Origin of the sequence: Larkinella sp. C7, from assembly GCF_006149005.1 — a bacterium.
Lineage (GTDB): Bacteria > Bacteroidota > Bacteroidia > Cytophagales > Spirosomataceae > Larkinella.
The window spans coordinates 302613-319697 of record NZ_VBSL01000001.1 but is presented as its reverse complement, the minus strand read 5'-3'; the positions used below and the strand labels follow the sequence as shown (position 1 = coordinate 319697).

At 51.4% G+C, this 17085-nt stretch carries 10 protein-coding genes; 8 read left to right on the top strand and 2 right to left on the bottom strand.

From position 1 onward, the window contains the following. Positions 1-79: 79 nt before the first annotated feature. The 4 genes from FH871_RS01330 to FH871_RS01315 all read left to right on the top strand — a co-directional run bounded on the left by FH871_RS01330 (position 80) and on the right by FH871_RS01315 (position 5673). Positions 80-871, top strand: a complete 792-nt coding sequence (locus FH871_RS01330; RefSeq protein WP_138989540.1) for a M23 family metallopeptidase — start codon at positions 80-82, stop codon at positions 869-871. Positions 872-1073: 202 nt separating this feature from the next. Then, the gene (locus FH871_RS01325) at positions 1074-1454 is read left to right on the top strand and encodes a hypothetical protein (protein ID WP_138989539.1); all 381 of its coding nucleotides are present in this window, start codon (positions 1074-1076) and stop codon (positions 1452-1454) included. A gap of 248 nt (positions 1455-1702) precedes the next feature. Continuing rightward, the gene (locus FH871_RS01320; RefSeq protein WP_138989538.1) at positions 1703-4846 is read left to right on the top strand and encodes a two-component regulator propeller domain-containing protein; all 3144 of its coding nucleotides are present in this window, start codon (positions 1703-1705) and stop codon (positions 4844-4846) included. Positions 4847-4866: 20 nt separating this feature from the next. Next, complete coding sequence (locus FH871_RS01315; RefSeq protein WP_138989537.1) at positions 4867-5673, top strand: LytTR family DNA-binding domain-containing protein; 807 nt, start codon at positions 4867-4869, stop codon at positions 5671-5673. Positions 5674-5807: 134 nt separating this feature from the next. On the opposite strand, the gene FH871_RS01310 is transcribed toward FH871_RS01315, so the two are convergent. After that, positions 5808-6428, bottom strand: coding sequence for a hypothetical protein (locus FH871_RS01310; protein ID WP_138989536.1), 621 nt, complete (start codon positions 6426-6428; stop codon positions 5808-5810). A 266-nt stretch (positions 6429-6694) separates the two neighbouring features. On the opposite strand from FH871_RS01310, the gene gyrB reads away from it, so the two are divergent. Together gyrB and ppk1 are read left to right on the top strand one after the other, a co-directional pair. Next, a complete protein-coding gene (gene gyrB / locus FH871_RS01305; protein ID WP_138989535.1) occupies positions 6695-8695 on the top strand; it encodes a DNA topoisomerase (ATP-hydrolyzing) subunit B in 2001 nt (666 codons plus the stop codon). 1199 nt (positions 8696-9894) lie between these two features. Then, a complete protein-coding gene (gene ppk1 / locus FH871_RS01300; protein ID WP_229316929.1) occupies positions 9895-12093 on the top strand; it encodes a polyphosphate kinase 1 in 2199 nt (732 codons plus the stop codon). An 83-nt stretch (positions 12094-12176) separates the two neighbouring features. On the opposite strand, the gene FH871_RS01295 is transcribed toward ppk1, so the two are convergent. Beyond that, entirely contained in the window at positions 12177-13781 is a 1605-nt protein-coding gene (locus tag FH871_RS01295; protein WP_138989533.1) for a hypothetical protein, read from the bottom strand. A gap of 280 nt (positions 13782-14061) precedes the next feature. On the opposite strand from FH871_RS01295, the gene FH871_RS01290 reads away from it, so the two are divergent. Next, positions 14062-15303, top strand: a complete 1242-nt coding sequence (locus FH871_RS01290) for a NupC/NupG family nucleoside CNT transporter (RefSeq protein ID WP_138989532.1) — start codon at positions 14062-14064, stop codon at positions 15301-15303. A gap of 95 nt (positions 15304-15398) precedes the next feature. After that, positions 15399-17072 (top strand): fatty acid--CoA ligase, encoded by a 1674-nt coding sequence (locus FH871_RS01285; protein ID WP_138989531.1) that lies wholly within the window; start codon positions 15399-15401, stop codon positions 17070-17072. Positions 17073-17085 lie beyond the last annotated feature (13 nt).

Sequence of the window (17085 nt, the reverse complement as noted above, 5' to 3'; positions counted from 1 at the left end):
TTCGGGACTTTTTGCGTATTTTCGGCCTTCAGCGGATCGAATACAACTCGTTATTGTGAAATCAGGATTTTGGGAAACTATGCGGTGGATCGGCGTCCTAAGCGCTTTGTGGATTGGTTTATCAAATTCAGCTTCGTCGCAAACTGTGGCCTGGGCCGGGTCCGACATTCCGCCGGTCGATTCGATGTGTTACCAGTTTCAGCGGCTTTACACCCAGATTCGGGAAGAAAGTGTGCTTCCGGATTCGGCCCGCAAACACTTTAGTGACATCATGTTTGGCCTGCGCGGGAAATTCCGCACCGCCGAACCTTTCCGACTCGACAGCACCCGACGCGACAGCATTCTTCAAACCGCCTATTTTTCGTTTCCCCTTCGCAACTATTCCCCCGACGCCATTGGTGGTTCACGCGGAGAAGGCTACCGGGCCAGGGGCTTCGACCTATTCGATTACAACGTCCGGGGCAGCCACCCCGCGCAGGACATTTTTATTTCCGACCGCAACCAGGACTGCATCGACGACAACACCGACCGCCCGGCTGATGTGCTGGCGATGACCAGTGGCGTGGTGCTGGCCATCGAAACCGCCTGGACGCCAGGGCAGGAATACCGGGGGGGCAACTGGATCTGGATCTATGACCCCATTCTCGACGGCTTGTGGTATTATGCCCACAACAACGCCATTGTGGTTCGGCCGGGCGACTGGGTACAATCGGGGCAAAAGATTAGCGAAGTAGGCCGTACCGGTTTCAATGCCTACGCAACCCGTTCGCCAACGCATCTGCACATCATGTACCTGCAACTCCAGGCCGACGGACTCCCGCAACCCCAAAACCCCTACGAGTGGCTTCTCACAGCCAAAAACTTTAATTAGTGAAGAGTGAATAATTAAGAGTGTAATTCGTCAGCCAACTCTTCACTCTTAATTCTTTTTGCCGTTCAATAATACATCGCTCCGTTTCACTCTTTCATCGGCTGTAGGTAGCTATTCGTCTGGCTGGTAAGGCATTGCCCGATCCTGCGGGCAGTTGTGATTAATTTTGACTCATTAATCACCAACAACATTTACTACTGCCATGAAAAAATTTGTTTTAGCACTTGCTACGCTTCTTGCTGTTGTTAGCTGTAAAGATTCTAACGAGGTAAAACCGGAGGATTTAGGCTCTTATCTGATTTACACCAGCCTGTCGGCTTCAAAGTTTGACCAGGTCGAAGTGAAACTGGACGGGAAAACCGTTGGATTGCTCTCCAAACCGTATCTGGCCACGACCCAGCAAAGTGTGCCACCCTGCGGGTCAGAAACGGCGGGCGTCGTTCTGAACATCAGCCGACCGGTTGGCAGTTACTCGCTCGATGCGGTCGCAACGCTGAATGGCAAGCAGGTGACCAAATGGTCGAGTTCGGTCCGGTTTGAGGTGGGCAGTTGCAAAAGAACCCGCCTGACCTCCGACCTGTAAGCGTCAATCGCGCCTGTCAACCATCTTGACGTACCGCGGACCCATCGTTTTTTAGCCACACTCATCGAACAGACGAGCCACACTGCGCAGTGTGGCTCGTCTGGTTTTGGGGTAAATCTGAAAAATCATAGGAAGTGATCGGTTCGTTATGACCGTCCAAAAGCCATTTTCATCGGTTGAGGATCACACCCCATTGTGATACCGCGACATCCTTTGTACCTTGATTGTCATCATTCTATCGCATTGCCATGCCCCTCTGCCTACTCTTTCAACGAAACTATGGCCTGATCCGGCTTTTGATCGGATTGGTGAGTTGCGGTTGGACGGGCGTGGGCGTGGCCCAGCAATTCTCCGACCGAACTTACGGCGTCTACGACGGTTTGTCGTACGTCTATGTGTCGGGTTTGTATCAGGACCGCGTTGGCAGAATCTGGATCGGTACGTATTTCGGACTCAATTATTTCAACGGCGTTCCTCCGATTATCAACCAGCGACAAATTCCGGCCTTGCCGGACGGGGGTGACAACCTGACCGATGCGCCCGACGGAACGGTGTGGGCCTGCGCGGGAAACCGCCTGTTCCGGATGAACAACATCACCACAACAGGACTGACCGTCAAGGAGTTTTCGGTCAACTACGGCCGGAAAGAACCCCAGCAGCAAGTGGTGTTCATGACCGCCGACCACGAAAACAAGCTGTGGTTTGCCGCCCGAATGGAACCGGGGAACGTTGGCCAGCGGCTGTATTGCTGGGAGAAAGACCGGATGCAGGATGTGACCCGACGGTTTTTTACCAATCCGGAACAACGGTTTCGGGGCATCCTGACCGATTGGCCCAATCGCCGGATGCTGTTGCTGACCGATGACGGCCGGTTGTGGGAAGTGAAGAACAACCGCCTGACCTTGCTGGTCGACCGGCTTGCCTTGACACAGTTGCTGACCGATCCGGCTGGTCGTTTTTATGCGATGGCCGGGTCGACGGTTTATCGGATTGAAAACCAGACGGTGAGTAAATTGTATGAGGTGCCGGTGCCGGTTTCCGAAGTATCGCTGTGTGCCATTGGCCTCAATGGCGAACTGGCTTTTCAGAAAACGAAGGGTGACCTCGACATCTGCTGGTACGATGGCAAAACGGTGACCAACTCCCACATCAGCTCGTCGCCCGCCAACCGGCTGCTGTTCGATCACCGGGGCGATCTTTGGGTCGGTACGGCGCATCATGGGCTGATCAACATCAAAATGAGTGGCTGGCAATATTTCGACAACTCGGAAGGCTGGCTGGAAGAAACCAACAACGTGGCCGAAGACCGGAACGGCGTCATCTGGTTTGGCTCCTGGGGAAGAGGGCTAAGCCGCCTGACTGACAAGGGCATTGTGGCCGACCGGACGTATCGCAAATCGATGCCCGCCGACTATTTTCAGCCCGCAAGCCGGATGGATGCCGATGGAAACATCATGCTGGTGGCCGAACCGAAAAAAGGAATTTTCCGTTTCGACGGCCGGGATTTCCGCCGGTTGCCGGGTTCCGACACGGCTACGCTGCCGTTGGGTTTTTACGACGATGTCCGTCGAAACCGCTACCTGGTTGTTTCCAACACGAATTTATTCATCTACAACCGCCGGACGCTGGCACTTCTGGATGTGGTGGCGATGCCGCCCGACCAGTATGAAAACATTGAAACCGACCGATTCGGGCGTTTCTGGATTTCGGGTTTGAATAAAACGCTGTTGTGGGATGGGGTCGGCCGATCCTTCCGGCAGCTTACCCAAAAAAATAAGGGATTGCCGACCCAAACGCTGGCCGAAGTCCGGCGTGATAAACGCGGGAACCTGTGGCTTTCAACCGGGGATGGACTCTGGTTGTACGATTATAAAACATACCGGCGGATCGCTCCCGGCTTCATCCAGCGAACCATTACCTATTGCCGACCCATGGGCCGTTTCCTGCTGGTTGGGACGCTGGAAGGCTTGTTTGTGTTCGATATGGAGCGGTTTTATGAAACGGGCGAAGAGTGGCTTGCGTATTTTGACCGGGAAAACGGATTTCGCGGCAGTCAGTGCATTTTCAATGGTATTCTGCTCGATTCACACGGACGGCTGTGGGTTGCCACGCGCGACCGCATGATGATGATTTCGGAAAAGCGGCTTTTTCAGTTGTTAAAACCGGTGCCAACCCGGATTCAGGCATTTCGGGATATGCGGTCGGGTCGGGTGGTGGAGACGCAAACCGGTGAAATAGCGTTCAAATCCAGCGAAAACGACCTGGAGGTTCAACTTCAGAAAACCGGGAGCACGGACTTATTGGCGAGTACGACTTACCACTACCGCCTGGAACGTCTGGATGGCAACCCGACAACCCCCGAATGGTCGGAACCGATCCGTGAAAATTCGTTCACCCTGCAAAACCTGGGCGACGGCTCCTACCGGCTGACCCTTCAGGTGTTGCGCGCCGAGGGCCTATGGAATACCGAACCTATTGTGCAGGAATTTCGCATTGCCCCACCCTGGTATGCCACCTGGGGGTTCCGAACGCTGGCGATCGTTCTGGTGGTTGGCGGGCTGTTTTACGGGCGTCTGCGGCAGGTGCGGGTGCTGGCGCAACGCCGGTTGAAACAGCTCCAGATTCAGCGTCGGGTGGCGCAACTGGAAGTGGAAGCCGCCAACCGGGAAAAACAGGAGTCGGAAATCCGGCGTCAACTGGCTGAAGCCAGCCGGAAGCGGGCTTTGCTGGAGGTGAAAGCCATTACGAATCAGATCGATCCGCATTTTGTCGCCAACTTCCTGACCGCCATTCAGTCGATTACCTATGAGTCGGATCCGGACACGGTGGTGAGTTATCTGGCCAAATTTGGCTCCATTTTCCGGAATCAGTTGATGACCCGCAGCCGGGTTTTCTGGACGCTTCAGGAGGAACTGGAGTTTGTGCGGAATTACCTGGATCTGGAAAAATTGCGGTTTGGCGACCGGGTTCAGTTTACAATCGAGGTGTGCGAAGGCATTCCGATGGAGACCAACCTGCCCAAAATGCTGATTCAGGGCTATGTTTCCAACGCCATCAAACACGGGCTGGAACATAAACCCGAAGGTGGAACCGTGCGTCTTTTCGTTTGCCAGTCTGCCGGGTATCTGCAAATCAAAGTGGAAGACGATGGAGTTGGGCTGGTGAAAGCCCGGCAATACCGGCGCCGGAGCACGGGCCGGGGGCTGGCTATCAACCAGGCGGTTTTCGACCAGCTTAACCAGTATAACGCCTTGAAAAGTTCGCAGCACGTAACCGATTTGACTAACTTTGAAACCGGAGTGTCGGGGGTTCGGCTGGAGGCTCTTTTACCCCTTTACCCGGTTTTGCCACCGGAAGAGAATTTGGTCGATTCCGACGAATCGATCTCCTGATTTTTTTTAAACGACTCACTATGAACGCATTGATGGTACGATCGGTCATTGTCGACGACGAGCTGCCGGTTCGTCGGACGTTGCGCAGCATGTTATCCTCTGTGCCGGAAGTGAGTGTCGTAGGCGAGGCCGGCAATGTGACGGAGGGGCTGGATTTGATTGCGGAACAAAAACCGGATCTGATTTTTTTGGACATCAAGATGCCCATCCGCAGCGGTTTCGAATTGCTGGATGAACTCACCTTGCAGCAACAGTTTTACGGCGTCATTTTCATTTCGGGCTATCCCGACGATGCACTCACGGCGGTTCAAAAAGCCGCCCCGCATCTGCACTCGGATTTTGTGGTGAAGCCCATCGATCCGCTGATTCTGAAAGCGAAATTCCGGCTGTTTTATCACAAGTGGAAGGCCGACAAAGAGCATGAAATCGAGTTGACGGCTCAACTGGAAAGGGCGTTCAGCCAGAACCCGGAGTCGGCGGTTTTGTCGGGTCCCCGGTTTCTGACGTTTCAGAATTCGGTGGCGCTTCATCGCATTGAGGTCGCCGACATCATGTACTGCGAATCGGCCAACAAGCAGATCAACGTCTATTGCTCCAAACAGGAACACCTCAATGTGCCGAATCTAACGCTTGATGCACTCGAAAAACTTCTGCCCCCGGATGCTTTCATCCGGATCGGGAAAAGCCACATTCTGAACCGGGAAGCCATCAGTTACCTCGAAAAAGGCGCCCGGCCCAAATGCCGTCTCGTTCTCGGCCACCGCGTCCGCGAGCTGCTGATTTATGCGAGTAATGTGTGGAAAGTAGAGGAAAGCTATTCTTTGTAAGGAACGAACACGGAATATTGAATAACATTGAAAATTGAACATCAAACACGGAATATTGAATAGCGAATATCGAAATCATGCCTGCACCGTACTTCGATATTCGTTATTCAATATTCCGTGTTCGCTATTGGTAGTTATTGCCCCAAAAGAATCTTATTCGTCATTTCCTTATCGATCGTGATATAACCGGGATAGTTGACTTTCTTATTCCCCAGCGCAAGGGTTGGCTTGATTTTGATCGTCAGCATCGACGGTTTGGCGCTGTTCGAACCGCTCATGTTCCGCACCAGATCCGTGAACGCATCGCGGGTTTTTTCGTCGGTCATCAGTTTGTAGGCATTGGCGTTCAGCTTGATCGGAACGCGCGTTGAGCCGCCACCGGGGGCCACTTCAATACGCTGGTTGACAAATCCGTTAAAAAGCTCCTGTTCCGCCAGCATAATTTTGTATTCCAACTGGTCGATGGCCGCCGTTTTATTGGTCGGATTGGTGATGTCGATGTTGATCCGGGCGCTCAGCGGAATGCTTTTGGTCATGAATCCCGTGGCCAGTTGCGGATACTTCATGGGATTCAGATCTTCCAGATTTTTCAGTTTCCGGACGTCGATGCCCGACAGGTAAACGCTGTCGGCCGATGTGATATTGAATTTGCAATCGCCCAGGGCTTTGGCCTGCGTGATCTGGCGGTTGACGCTGCATTGGCTGAAAGTCAGTGCGAAGGCGGAAATGGCTACGAAAAACAACAGTTTTCTCATGTACTTGCTATGCTTGATGGATGTTCCCTTTAGATAGACGAAAAAGGGATTGGTTTAGTTTTAAAAATGCCAATTCCCGCTCATTTTTACCGCTATTCGTAACCACAAAATTTTGCTGTCCATTGTTTTGTAGGTATATTTATACGTTAAGCCGAACGGGGCTAGGAAATGACCCGAAAAATTTGTATTTTTACTATCCGAAATCGTCCTTTTAACCGCATTTCTTATAACAATTCCGTAAAACGGAGCTATACTGATTGCATTCTATGACAAACGAATTAATTGAAGCCGACATCACACCCGAAGAACGTTCCAGAGGTAATTACGATGCAGACAATATCCAGGTCCTGGAAGGTCTCGAAGCCGTTCGGAAAAGACCGGCCATGTACATCGGCGATGTTGGTATCAAAGGGTTACACCACCTGATCTGGGAAGTAGTTGATAACTCCATCGACGAAGCTTTAGCCGGTTATTGTGATACCATTCAGGTTACGATTAACGAAGATAATTCGATTACGGTGAAAGATAACGGCCGGGGTATTCCGACCGGAATGCAGACTAAATTAGGCAAATCAGCCCTTGAAGTGGTAATGACCGTGCTTCACGCGGGGGGTAAGTTCGACAAGGATACGTACAAAGTGTCGGGTGGTTTGCACGGCGTGGGGGTTTCCTGCGTGAATGCACTCTCGACGTTTCTGCACGTAGAAGTACACCGCGAAGGCAAAGTGTTCGAGCAGGAATACCACATCGGGCAGCCGGTTTATCCCGTTCGGGAGATCGGTACGGCAACGGATACCGGAACAACGGTACGCTTCAAACCCGATGATTCGATTTTTACCGAAAGCGTTTACAAATACGATACCGTAGCCGGTCGTTTGCGCGAGCTGGCCTTTCTCAACAAACGCATTCGCATTACCCTGACCGATTTGCGTGATATGAACGAACAGGGCGAACCCCTTCACACGGAGTTTTATTCGGAAGGCGGTTTGACCGAGTTTGTGAAGTATGTGGATGAAAGCCGTCCTTCCCTGGAAGGCATGTCGCCCATTTACATGGAACGCGAGACCGGTACGACACCCGTTCAGGTGGCGATGGTCTACAACATGGAAGCGGGCGAAAATATCTCTTCCTACGTCAACAACATCAATACGATTGAAGGCGGCACACACGTGCAGGGATTCCGGACCGCCTTGACGCGGATTCTGAAAGGATATGCCGAACGCAATGCGCATTTGCTGGGGAAAAACTCCGGTAAAGTGACCTTTGACGGGAGTGACTTCCGCAAGGGGCTAACCGCCGTTATTTCGGTGAAAGTGGCTGAACCGCAGTTTGAAGGCCAGACCAAGACCAAACTGGGGAACAGCGATGTCGTTGGAGCCGTTAGCTCGACAGTGGCTGAAATGCTCGAAATGTGGCTGGAGGAACACCCGAAAGAAGCCTCGTCGATCGTTCGGAAGGTGTTGATTTCAGCACAGGCCCGGATTGCCGCCGATCTGGCCTACAAACGCATCATGACGGACCGCAAGGACTTCATGAGCGGTATGGGCTTGCCGGGTAAACTCGCCGACTGTTCGGACACCAATCCGGAGAATTGCGAAATCTACCTGGTGGAAGGGGATTCGGCCGGCGGTTCTGCCAAACAGGGCCGTAACCGTGCCTTCCAGGCGATTTTGCCGTTGCGGGGGAAAATCCTGAACGTGGAAAAAGCCCTGGAGCACAAGATTTACGAAAACGAAGAAATCAAGAACATCATTACGGCGCTCGGGATTCGCTACGAACGCGTCAATGGCGAAACCGTGATGAACCTGGAGAAACTGCGGTATCATAAGGTGATCATTATGACCGATGCCGACGTCGATGGCAGCCACATCCGGACGCTGATTCTGACCCTGTTTTTCCGCCACATGCGCTCGCTGATCGACAATGCGTTTCTGTACATCGCCCAGCCGCCGTTTTACCTGGTCAAAAAAGGCAAGGAAGAACGGTATTGCTGGACGGAGCAACAACGCGAAACCGCTATTCGGGAATTGGCCGGATCGGGTCGTGAGGAGAACGTGAACGTGCAGCGGTACAAAGGTCTGGGAGAAATGAATCCGGAACAGTTGTGGAGCACGACGATGGACCCCGAGAAACGAAGCCTCAAGCGGGTGACGATCGAGTCGGCCGCCGAAGCCGACCACGTCTTTTCAACCCTGATGGGCGATGAGGTGGCGCCCCGCCGGGAGTTCATTGAGCGAAACGCCAAATATGCAAAAGTAGACGTGTAAGACAGAGCGGGCGAATAGCCCGCTTTTTTTTGTTCACTCAGGAACGGTTATCCGGAATGTTCCGGGAAACCCCTGCTGGTAAAAACCATCATTCGGAAGAACAACAGAATTTTCTGTTTTTAGGGGCGGTTAGAAAAATAACGGATCAAATCGGGTAGGCTTTCAATAAACCAGTGAATGGTGAAATAAACCAGGATTACTGAAAAAAAACGCCAGGGTATTCTCGGTTTTAGCCACATACTGCGGAGGGAATTAATTTGATTTTATTTTTGGATTAACGACCAGTAGAGTCAATGACTTGGTGCCACCGGAAATTTTTAATTGCTACCCAAAAGGTTCAATAAATAGCGCATGTTAAAAGGCGACAAAACACGATTGGATCATAGGTATACTGTTAAATCTGAGCAGATGAAGTGGCTAAACAACTCACTGCTGCTTAGCATAAAAGGCTGTCAAAGGCCTGTTTTTTTTAGAATAGATCACCCTGAATTAAGTAAATAGCCTGTGAAAAAAGGCTATCCGGTACAAAAACAGCATTGTGATGCGGTTCTAGGTGTACCCCATTGGGTTAAAAAATTGCCAGATTGTAGAGAATTTGTTGCTGGTATTGCCAATAAAACGATTTGTTTGTTTTTTTATTGTTAAGCTAACCCACTGCATAATAGATGAATAAATAATAGACCCGATTAACCGGGTTATTATTCAGCGGAATGGTATGTGCAAATCATTATAAGTCAGTCTATTTTGTAGATCAGTCAGTATAAAAACCAATCCATTTCGTATGCGAATGGATTGATAATGTACAATTCTCGTACCAAAATTTCTAAAACACAACTGAAGCTTTCAATTATAAATGAATTATTTTTGCGTATACAATAATTGAAAAAGTATAGCATGGAAAGAATGAGTGCGAAAAATGCTTCGGCTTTCTTCTTTACCGTTTTTTTTGAATAGACGACCCTTTTGGTACAGAATCTGTTTGTAGGAAGTGACAGACAGGTGCCATAAACTAAAAAGTAGCGTACGAAGTTGTCATACTATGCGTTACTTGAATACAATAAAGTTCATCCCTACCTATGACCGGCAAAAGTCCTTCACAAAAAGATAATATGGAAAGGAAGGGTTCTTTCGGGAATCTTTTCTCGTTTTTCTCAGGGCGTAAAGTAACTTTACCATCCGATTCGGAAGATGGTAAGGCTATGAAAATAAACGAAAAACTGGCGAATGTCATCGACCAGAGCAACTACATCAGCCGTGACCTGAGCTGGCTGAAATTCAACGACCGGGTGCTGGATCAGGCCCGCACGCCAGAACGCCATTTGCTCGATCGACTCAAGTTCCTGGCCATTACGGCGTCGAACCTGGACGAGTTTTTTACCATTCGCATCGGGAGTCTCTACAATTACCTTGACTACGGAAAAGAGCGCGTCGACTACTCCGGTTTGCGGGAAATTCCCTTCCGAAAAGCCCTGATGACGGCGGCACAGCAATTCAGCCGGGACCAGCGTGCGGTTTTCGACGAATTGAAGGCTTCGTTCAAGGACATCGACTTTCGGTTTGTCGGACTGAATGACCTTACCGAGGACGAGCGGGTAAAGGCGGTCGATTATTTCGACCGGACCATTTATCCCATGCTGACGCCGATGGTCTACGACTATACACACACCTTTCCGATGTTGCTGGCAAAGGTGCTGATTTTCAGCGTCGTTACCCAGGACCCCAGCCGCCCCGTGAAAGCCGGGGATGATGACGAAAACCAGCGGTTATCGTTCGTTCAGATTCCGGCCAACTTGCCCCGTTTCATGCCGTTTGAGCGCAAAGACGAAACGTGTTTTCTACCGATTGAAGAGATTATCCGTCAGGAAATCAAGAAGTTATACCGGAACGTGGAGATCGACTCGGTTAATCTGATGCGGATAACGCGAAACGGTGATTTCACGCTGGAGGAAAGCGACGACATCGAAAACGATTTTATCGACGAAATCAAGCAGAAGATCAAAAACCGTCGGCTGGGTCGCGTGGTTCGTGTCGAAATCGAACCCAATGCGTCGGAATGGATGGTAAATCTGTTGAAAAAGCGCTGGGAAATCGATGACTACAATCTGTTTGAAAATGCGCAACTGATTGATTATACCAGCCTCTGGCAAGTCGTTCGGCATCCGGAATTTCGCGATGAACTACCTACGCCCCCGGCTCCCGTACCGGCATTGGGAATGCGTCGGGAGAAAAATGCAGATATTTTCGAGTTGATGAAAGAGCGGGATATTCTGCTCCATCATCCCTACAACAACTTCGAGCCAGTGATGTCACTGCTGGAACAGGCTGCCGAAGATCCCAATGTGCTGGCTATCAAACTCACAATCTATCGCCTGGCCAAACGGTCGCGGATCACGGAAGCCTTGCTGAAAGCCGCCGAAAACGGCAAACACGTTTCGGTTTTGTTTGAAGTGAAAGCCCGTTTCGACGAAGAAAACAACATTCGGGAAGCCCAGCGGCTGCAAAAAGCCGGGTGTTTTGTGATTTACGGGATCAGTAGTTATAAAACGCATACGAAACTGCTACTGGTGGTTCGGAGTGAAGGTTCGCGCGTGGTGCGGTATGCCCACCTGTCGAGTGGAAACTACAACGAAGAGACGTCGAAACTCTATACCGACATTGGCCTGCTGACCACCGACGAGGTGTATACGCACGATATTTCCGAGTTTTTCAACGTCATTACCGGACATTCGCTGCCCAACGATTACCAGTATTTGATTACCGCCCCGCGCGATATGCGGAAGCAGCTGGTCAAGCTCATCCGGGCCGAATCCGAAAACGCCAGAGCGGGCTTACCGAGCGGCATTTGCATCAAAATCAACTCCCTGGAAGATCAGGAGGTGATCGATGAGCTCTATAAAGCGTCTCAAGCGGGGGTGCCCATTCGGCTCATCGTACGCGGTATTTGCTGCCTGCGACCCCATCGACAGGGGCTGAGTGAGAACATTACCGTCAGGTCGATTGTCGGCGACTTTCTGGAACACACGCGTCTGTTTTATTTCCACAACAACGACGATCCGAAGATTTACGGTGGCAGTGCCGATGTCATGGTACGCAGTTTCGACCGGCGCATCGAATCATTGTTTTTGCTGGTGGACAAACGGGTGAAACAGCAGGCCATTCATCTGCTGGACTACAATCTGCGTGACAACGTAAACGCCTATGAACTTCACGAAGACGGGGTTTACGTAAGATGTTGCGTAGAGGAAGAAACAGAGCAGCCGTTCAACATTCAGAAGAAGTTTTTTGAAGTGACGCAGAAAGAAGTGATGCAGGCGAAATTATTCGTGAACGAAAAACCAATCGAGCCTGAGCCACCCCAACCGGAAACGCAGCCGGAAACGGAGGTTCATACGAGTTGATGCGGTTTACGGAATTTAGTTTACGCCGGGCCGTCGCTACGGTGGCTGACGCACCCTTCATACGCGTCAGCCACCGTAACCAACTAGTTACAAAACTCCGGCGAGGCAATCTCGAATGCCAGCGTGTTGTGGTCGGGCACAAACCGGTTTTTCTCCAGCGGCCAGCTTGCTCCGCCATCGGTGCTAACCCGAATATCATACGGTTTTTTGACCTGTAGCTTATAGGATACGGTTTTGGTACTTTTCCGATCCAGGGTAACCAGATCGCGCCAATTCCGTTTCCCGGCTTCACTGTATTGCAAACGGATCCGGGCTGGCAACTTGGATTCGTTCAGTTTCGTGGGGGGCGGACAGGCAAAATTAAAACTTACGGTGATGGGCGGTGGAACCGCTAATTTTTGCAAATCCAGGACTTGGGGGCTGCGGTTGCAGGTTTGCTGGGGCGCGGTTTCAAGCACCGGCTGTCCCGGATTACCGCTGCTGTATGCATCGTTGAAGGCAAAAACCTGCAACCGGACTTGCCGGTTCTGCAAAAGATTCGTCAGGACAATGCGGCTACCGTTGTTCAACGGCGTATAAAACGAGCTCAGTTCCTGCCGCGTATCGGCATCGACCACCTTGCAGAGGTACTGGATGTCAACCTGATTCAGTTTACTACTTACCGTAAAAATGGGCCCCTCGTCGCAAACCGCCTGGGTCCAGCCAGCCACCCACAGAGCCGGATGTGCGATCGAAAGGGTACATTCCGGTTGTCCGGTGGAAGCATTTCGGGTAACCACTCCCGGTTTTTCCTGCTGCCAGCGGCTGCTAACCCGGTCATAGCGATACAATGGAATTTCGTCGCCCGGCTGAAGCGGGCGACCCAGGGCGGGGTTGATGGTGGCTGGATTGAGCGTCATGACACAGGAAACCGGTTTCGAAACCTGTTGAACCAGCCGGAACTGGTCATCGTAGAATTCCAGCGAGAAAGCCCCCGCAATCTGGCTGAGTTGCAATGATCCCAACTTTTCTCCGCCAGCACTGGTAACCGACGACATAATGGCACCATTCGGCAGAAAATCGGCGGGGTTGTTACCCCGGTTTTCAATGTGGAGCAAAGCCGCCGTCAAAGGGCCACGCAATATGGTTCCATCGGCTTCCCTAAAATCAGAACCGGGTTCGATCCGAACCGTTACATTATCCTGTTTCTGGTTGACAACGGGCGTCTTGATGGCTAAGCTGGCAACCAGCGGTAGTTCGACCGCTTCTACCTGCGTCGCCGATAGGTGGGTGGGCGGATCACTCAGTTTGAGCCACTTGGGTGACAAACGGTGTCGGCCGGTGTCGGCCAGTTCAACTGGCTGGATAATGTCCAGATAACCCGCTGATTGGGCGGCAACAACAAAATGAAGCGGATCGTTTTTCGAATACATGGCCTCGGGAGAAGCCGCCAGAATCAGCACGCCATCCGCATTTACTTTGTAATTCGTTGTATTGAGGGTTGTCACAATTTGGTCGGCATCGACTCCGGCCACCGCTAGCTCAATCTCTTTTGGCATTGGTCCTTTCAGACTCTGAAACCGGAGCTCAACAATTCCGTTTTCAATGGGGTCTTTAAATCCAATTCCCACATCATCCAGCGGATTCTGACAGGCGTTGCTGAGAAACAGCAGCGTTGTCAGAAAAAAAGAAAATACTATCTTTTTCATATATTAAATAATTATTGGAATAGTTCAATTTAATTCACTGATAATCAGAGATAATAAGACAACAAAATTTCCTTGTTTTTGTCTGATAATTAGTAGAAAAAAGAGAATGGCAACGGGATGTGAGACACTGAACATGGGAGAAGCCACGACATTGGCGAACAGGAAATAAACCGTTGCCCGATGAGAAAACCGGCTAATTCGCATTCGGGACCCGGCATTCCTTCTTATCTTCACAAGTTTTTTGTAAACTACCGTACACTTCAACTAACCAGCGTATTGAATGAGCCGTTTTACCGGACTGATCGGCATCGTATTGATTTTGGGCATCGCCTATGCCATGTCAAATAACCGCAAAGCAATTAACTATCGAACTGTGGGAGTCGGGTTGTTACTCCAGTTTGGATTGGCGGTTTTTATTCTGAAAACGGACATTGGTCAGCAGATTTTCCAGACACTGGGGCAGTTTGTCGACCGGCTGTTACAGAAATCAGTCAAGGGCGCTGAATTTGTCTTTTCTCCGTTGGTCAACCGCGAATTGCTCAGCAAAGCGTTTGGTCCCGAAAATGGCTTCATTTTCTTCTTTCAGGTCATTCCAACCATCATTTTCGTAGCGGTTCTGGTCAATATTTTCTACCATCTGGGCATCATGCAGCGGGTTGTAGCGGTGCTGGCGCTGTTCATGAAATGGTTGATGGGCGTCAGTGGTGCCGAGGCACTGTCGAATGTGTCGAGTACGTTTGTCGGACAGGTCGAAGCGCAGATCATGATCAAACCGTATCTGAAAACCATGACGCAATCGGAATTGCTGGCGTCGATGACGGGCAGTTTTGCCTGCATTGCCGGGGGCGTTCTGGCGGTCTACATTTCGCTGGGCGTTCCGGCACCGTATCTGCTGGCCGCCAGTCTGATGGCCGCACCGGGTGCGCTGGTGATCAGCAAAATCGTTTTTCCCGAAACCGAAGTTTCGGAAACGGAAGGCATCGTGAAGCTGGAAATCAAAAAAAGCCACGCCAACCTGCTCGATGCCATTGCTTCCGGCGCGGCTGAAGGGTTGAAAGTGGGATTCAACGTGATTGCGATGCTGATCGGTTTCATCGCTCTGATGGCCTTGCTCGATAGCATTCTTTTCCGGATCGGGTATTACATTTTCGGATTTCCGAACCTGAGTCTCAACTTTTTGCTGGGCCATGTCTTTTCCATCTTTGCCTGGGCGATGGGCGTTCCGTCGAAGGATATTCAGGCTGCGGGGTCGTTGATGGGCACCAAGATGGTGGTGAACGAATTTGTAGCGTATCTCGACCTGGTGAAAATCAAAAACACACTCGACCCCAAAACCATCGCCATCACCAGCTTTGCGCTCTGCGGATTTGCCAATTTTTCGTCGATCGCCATTCAGGTGGGCGGTATTGGCGAACTGGCCCCTTCGCGCCGGAGCGATCTGGCCAAACTGGGTTTCAAAGCCCTGATTTGCGGAACGCTGGCGTCGTATATGTCGGCAACGCTTGCCGGTTTGCTGCTGTAAAATAAAACCGCTAGAGGACGGCAGGATTTGACTGAAATTCTATAATTTCAGCAGGATTTTCTTGTCCTATTACTGGCCTTCCCATTCCTCTTGTGATGATCGCGACGAAACTGATTCCCCGCACGGCTTCGGCTCAGGAGCAACCGCTTCTGGTAAAAACGATATTGGCACAGTCGCTCAAATACGAGCCGCAGCGGGAAATTGTTTACCGCGACCTGTTCCGTATGAATTACGTAGACTTCAACCAGCGGGTTCGTCGCCTGGCCAATTTGCTGACTTCCAGCGGGGTGAAGCCGGGCGATACGGTAGCGGTTTTCGATTGGGATAGTCACCGGTATCTGGAGTGTTTTTTTGCCATTCCGTGCCTGGGTGCTATTCTGCACACGATTAACGTGCGGTTGTCTCCCGCCCAGATTCTGTATTGCATGAACCATGCGGAAGACAAAGTGGTGGTAATTCATGAAGATTTTCTGCCGTTGCTCGATGCGATCAAAAGCCAGCTCACGACGGTAGAAACGTTCATTCTGGTGAGCGATAAAGTATATCAAAATCAGGAGGTTGTGATTCCGGACGGTTTTGTCGGCGAATACGAAAGTCTCTTGAAAACCGCTTCGGACCAGTACGTTTTCCCGGATTTTGACGAAAATACCTGGGCTACGACCTTTTATACCACCGGCACCACGGGCAACCCCAAAGGAGTCTATTTTTCGCACCGGCAGTTGTTCATGCACACGATGGGGCTGGTGACCTACATCTGCGGGTATGAAGCCGTCGCGTTTCATTCGACCCATGATGTATACATGCCCATCACGCCCCTGTTTCACGTCCACGCCTGGGGTTTTCCGCTCCTGGCAACCATGCTGTCGGCGCGGCAGGTGTATCCGGGGCGGTATGAGCCCGAAATGCTTCTGACATTACTCCTGAAAGAAAAAGTGACCCTCTCGCATTGTGTTCCGACGATTCTGACCATGCTGGTGAATAGCCCGGTTGCCAGACAGGTGGATTTGAGTCGCTGGAAGGTCATCATCGGCGGCTCGGCGCTGACAAAAGGGCTGGCAAAAGCCGCCCTGGAACTGGGCATTCAGATCTACGCGGGTTATGGATTGTCTGAAACCGCTCCGATTCTGTCGCTCACCTACCTGAATGATGCCGAACGTGCGTTGCCCATCGACGAGCAGGTGGAGTTTCGGACGCGGGCTGGTCGCATTGCGCCCTTTATCGACATTCAGTTGCAGGACGATGAGGGACAGCCGGTTCCGCACGACGGCCATTCGCTGGGCGAACTGACGGCGCGGGGCTCCTGGCTCACGCAGGGCTATTACAAGGAAACCGAGCGGGGCGAAGAACTCTGGCGCGACGGCTGGCTCCACACGGGCGATGTGGCGGCCATTACCCCCGACAACTGGGTGATCATTGCCGACCGCACCAAGGACGTCATCAAGTCGGGTGGCGAGTGGGTTTCGTCGCTGGCAATTGAAAACTGTCTGTCGCAAATCGAGGGCGTGGGAGAGTCGGCGGTGGTCGGGTTTCCGGACGAAAAATGGGGTGAACGCCCGCACGCGCTGGTGGTGTTGAAACCGGAGTATGTGGGCAAAGTAACGTCTGAAACGATCAAAACCGCCTTGCAGGGGCAGATTGCGAGCGGGGACATCAACAAATGGTACGTGCCGGATCGCATTGTGCTGGTCAATGAAATTCCGAAAACCAGCGTTGGTAAAATCGACAAAAAGAAGATCCGGGCCGAGATGAAAACACTGCTATTCTCCTGAAAAGGACTTCCGG

What these genes read in the sequence shown, in the direction of transcription:
- FH871_RS01310 (WP_138989536.1), bottom strand. Translation starts at nt 6,428, where the DNA reads ATGAGAAAACTGTTGTTTTTCGTAGCCATTTCCGCCTTCGCACTGACT.
- FH871_RS01295 (WP_138989533.1), bottom strand. Translation starts at nt 13,781, where the DNA reads ATGAAAAAGATAGTATTTTCTTTTTTTCTGACAACGCTGCTGTTTCTC.
- gyrB (WP_138989535.1), top strand. Translation starts at nt 6,695, where the DNA reads ATGACAAACGAATTAATTGAAGCCGACATCACACCCGAAGAACGTTCC.
- FH871_RS01290 (WP_138989532.1), top strand. Translation starts at nt 14,062, where the DNA reads ATGAGCCGTTTTACCGGACTGATCGGCATCGTATTGATTTTGGGCATC.
- FH871_RS01320 (WP_138989538.1), top strand. Translation starts at nt 1,703, where the DNA reads ATGCCCCTCTGCCTACTCTTTCAACGAAACTATGGCCTGATCCGGCTT.
- FH871_RS01285 (WP_138989531.1), top strand. Translation starts at nt 15,399, where the DNA reads ATGATCGCGACGAAACTGATTCCCCGCACGGCTTCGGCTCAGGAGCAA.
- FH871_RS01315 (WP_138989537.1), top strand. Translation starts at nt 4,867, where the DNA reads ATGAACGCATTGATGGTACGATCGGTCATTGTCGACGACGAGCTGCCG.
- FH871_RS01325 (WP_138989539.1), top strand. Translation starts at nt 1,074, where the DNA reads ATGAAAAAATTTGTTTTAGCACTTGCTACGCTTCTTGCTGTTGTTAGC.
- FH871_RS01330 (WP_138989540.1), top strand. Translation starts at nt 80, where the DNA reads ATGCGGTGGATCGGCGTCCTAAGCGCTTTGTGGATTGGTTTATCAAAT.
- ppk1 (WP_229316929.1), top strand. Translation starts at nt 9,895, where the DNA reads ATGAAAATAAACGAAAAACTGGCGAATGTCATCGACCAGAGCAACTAC.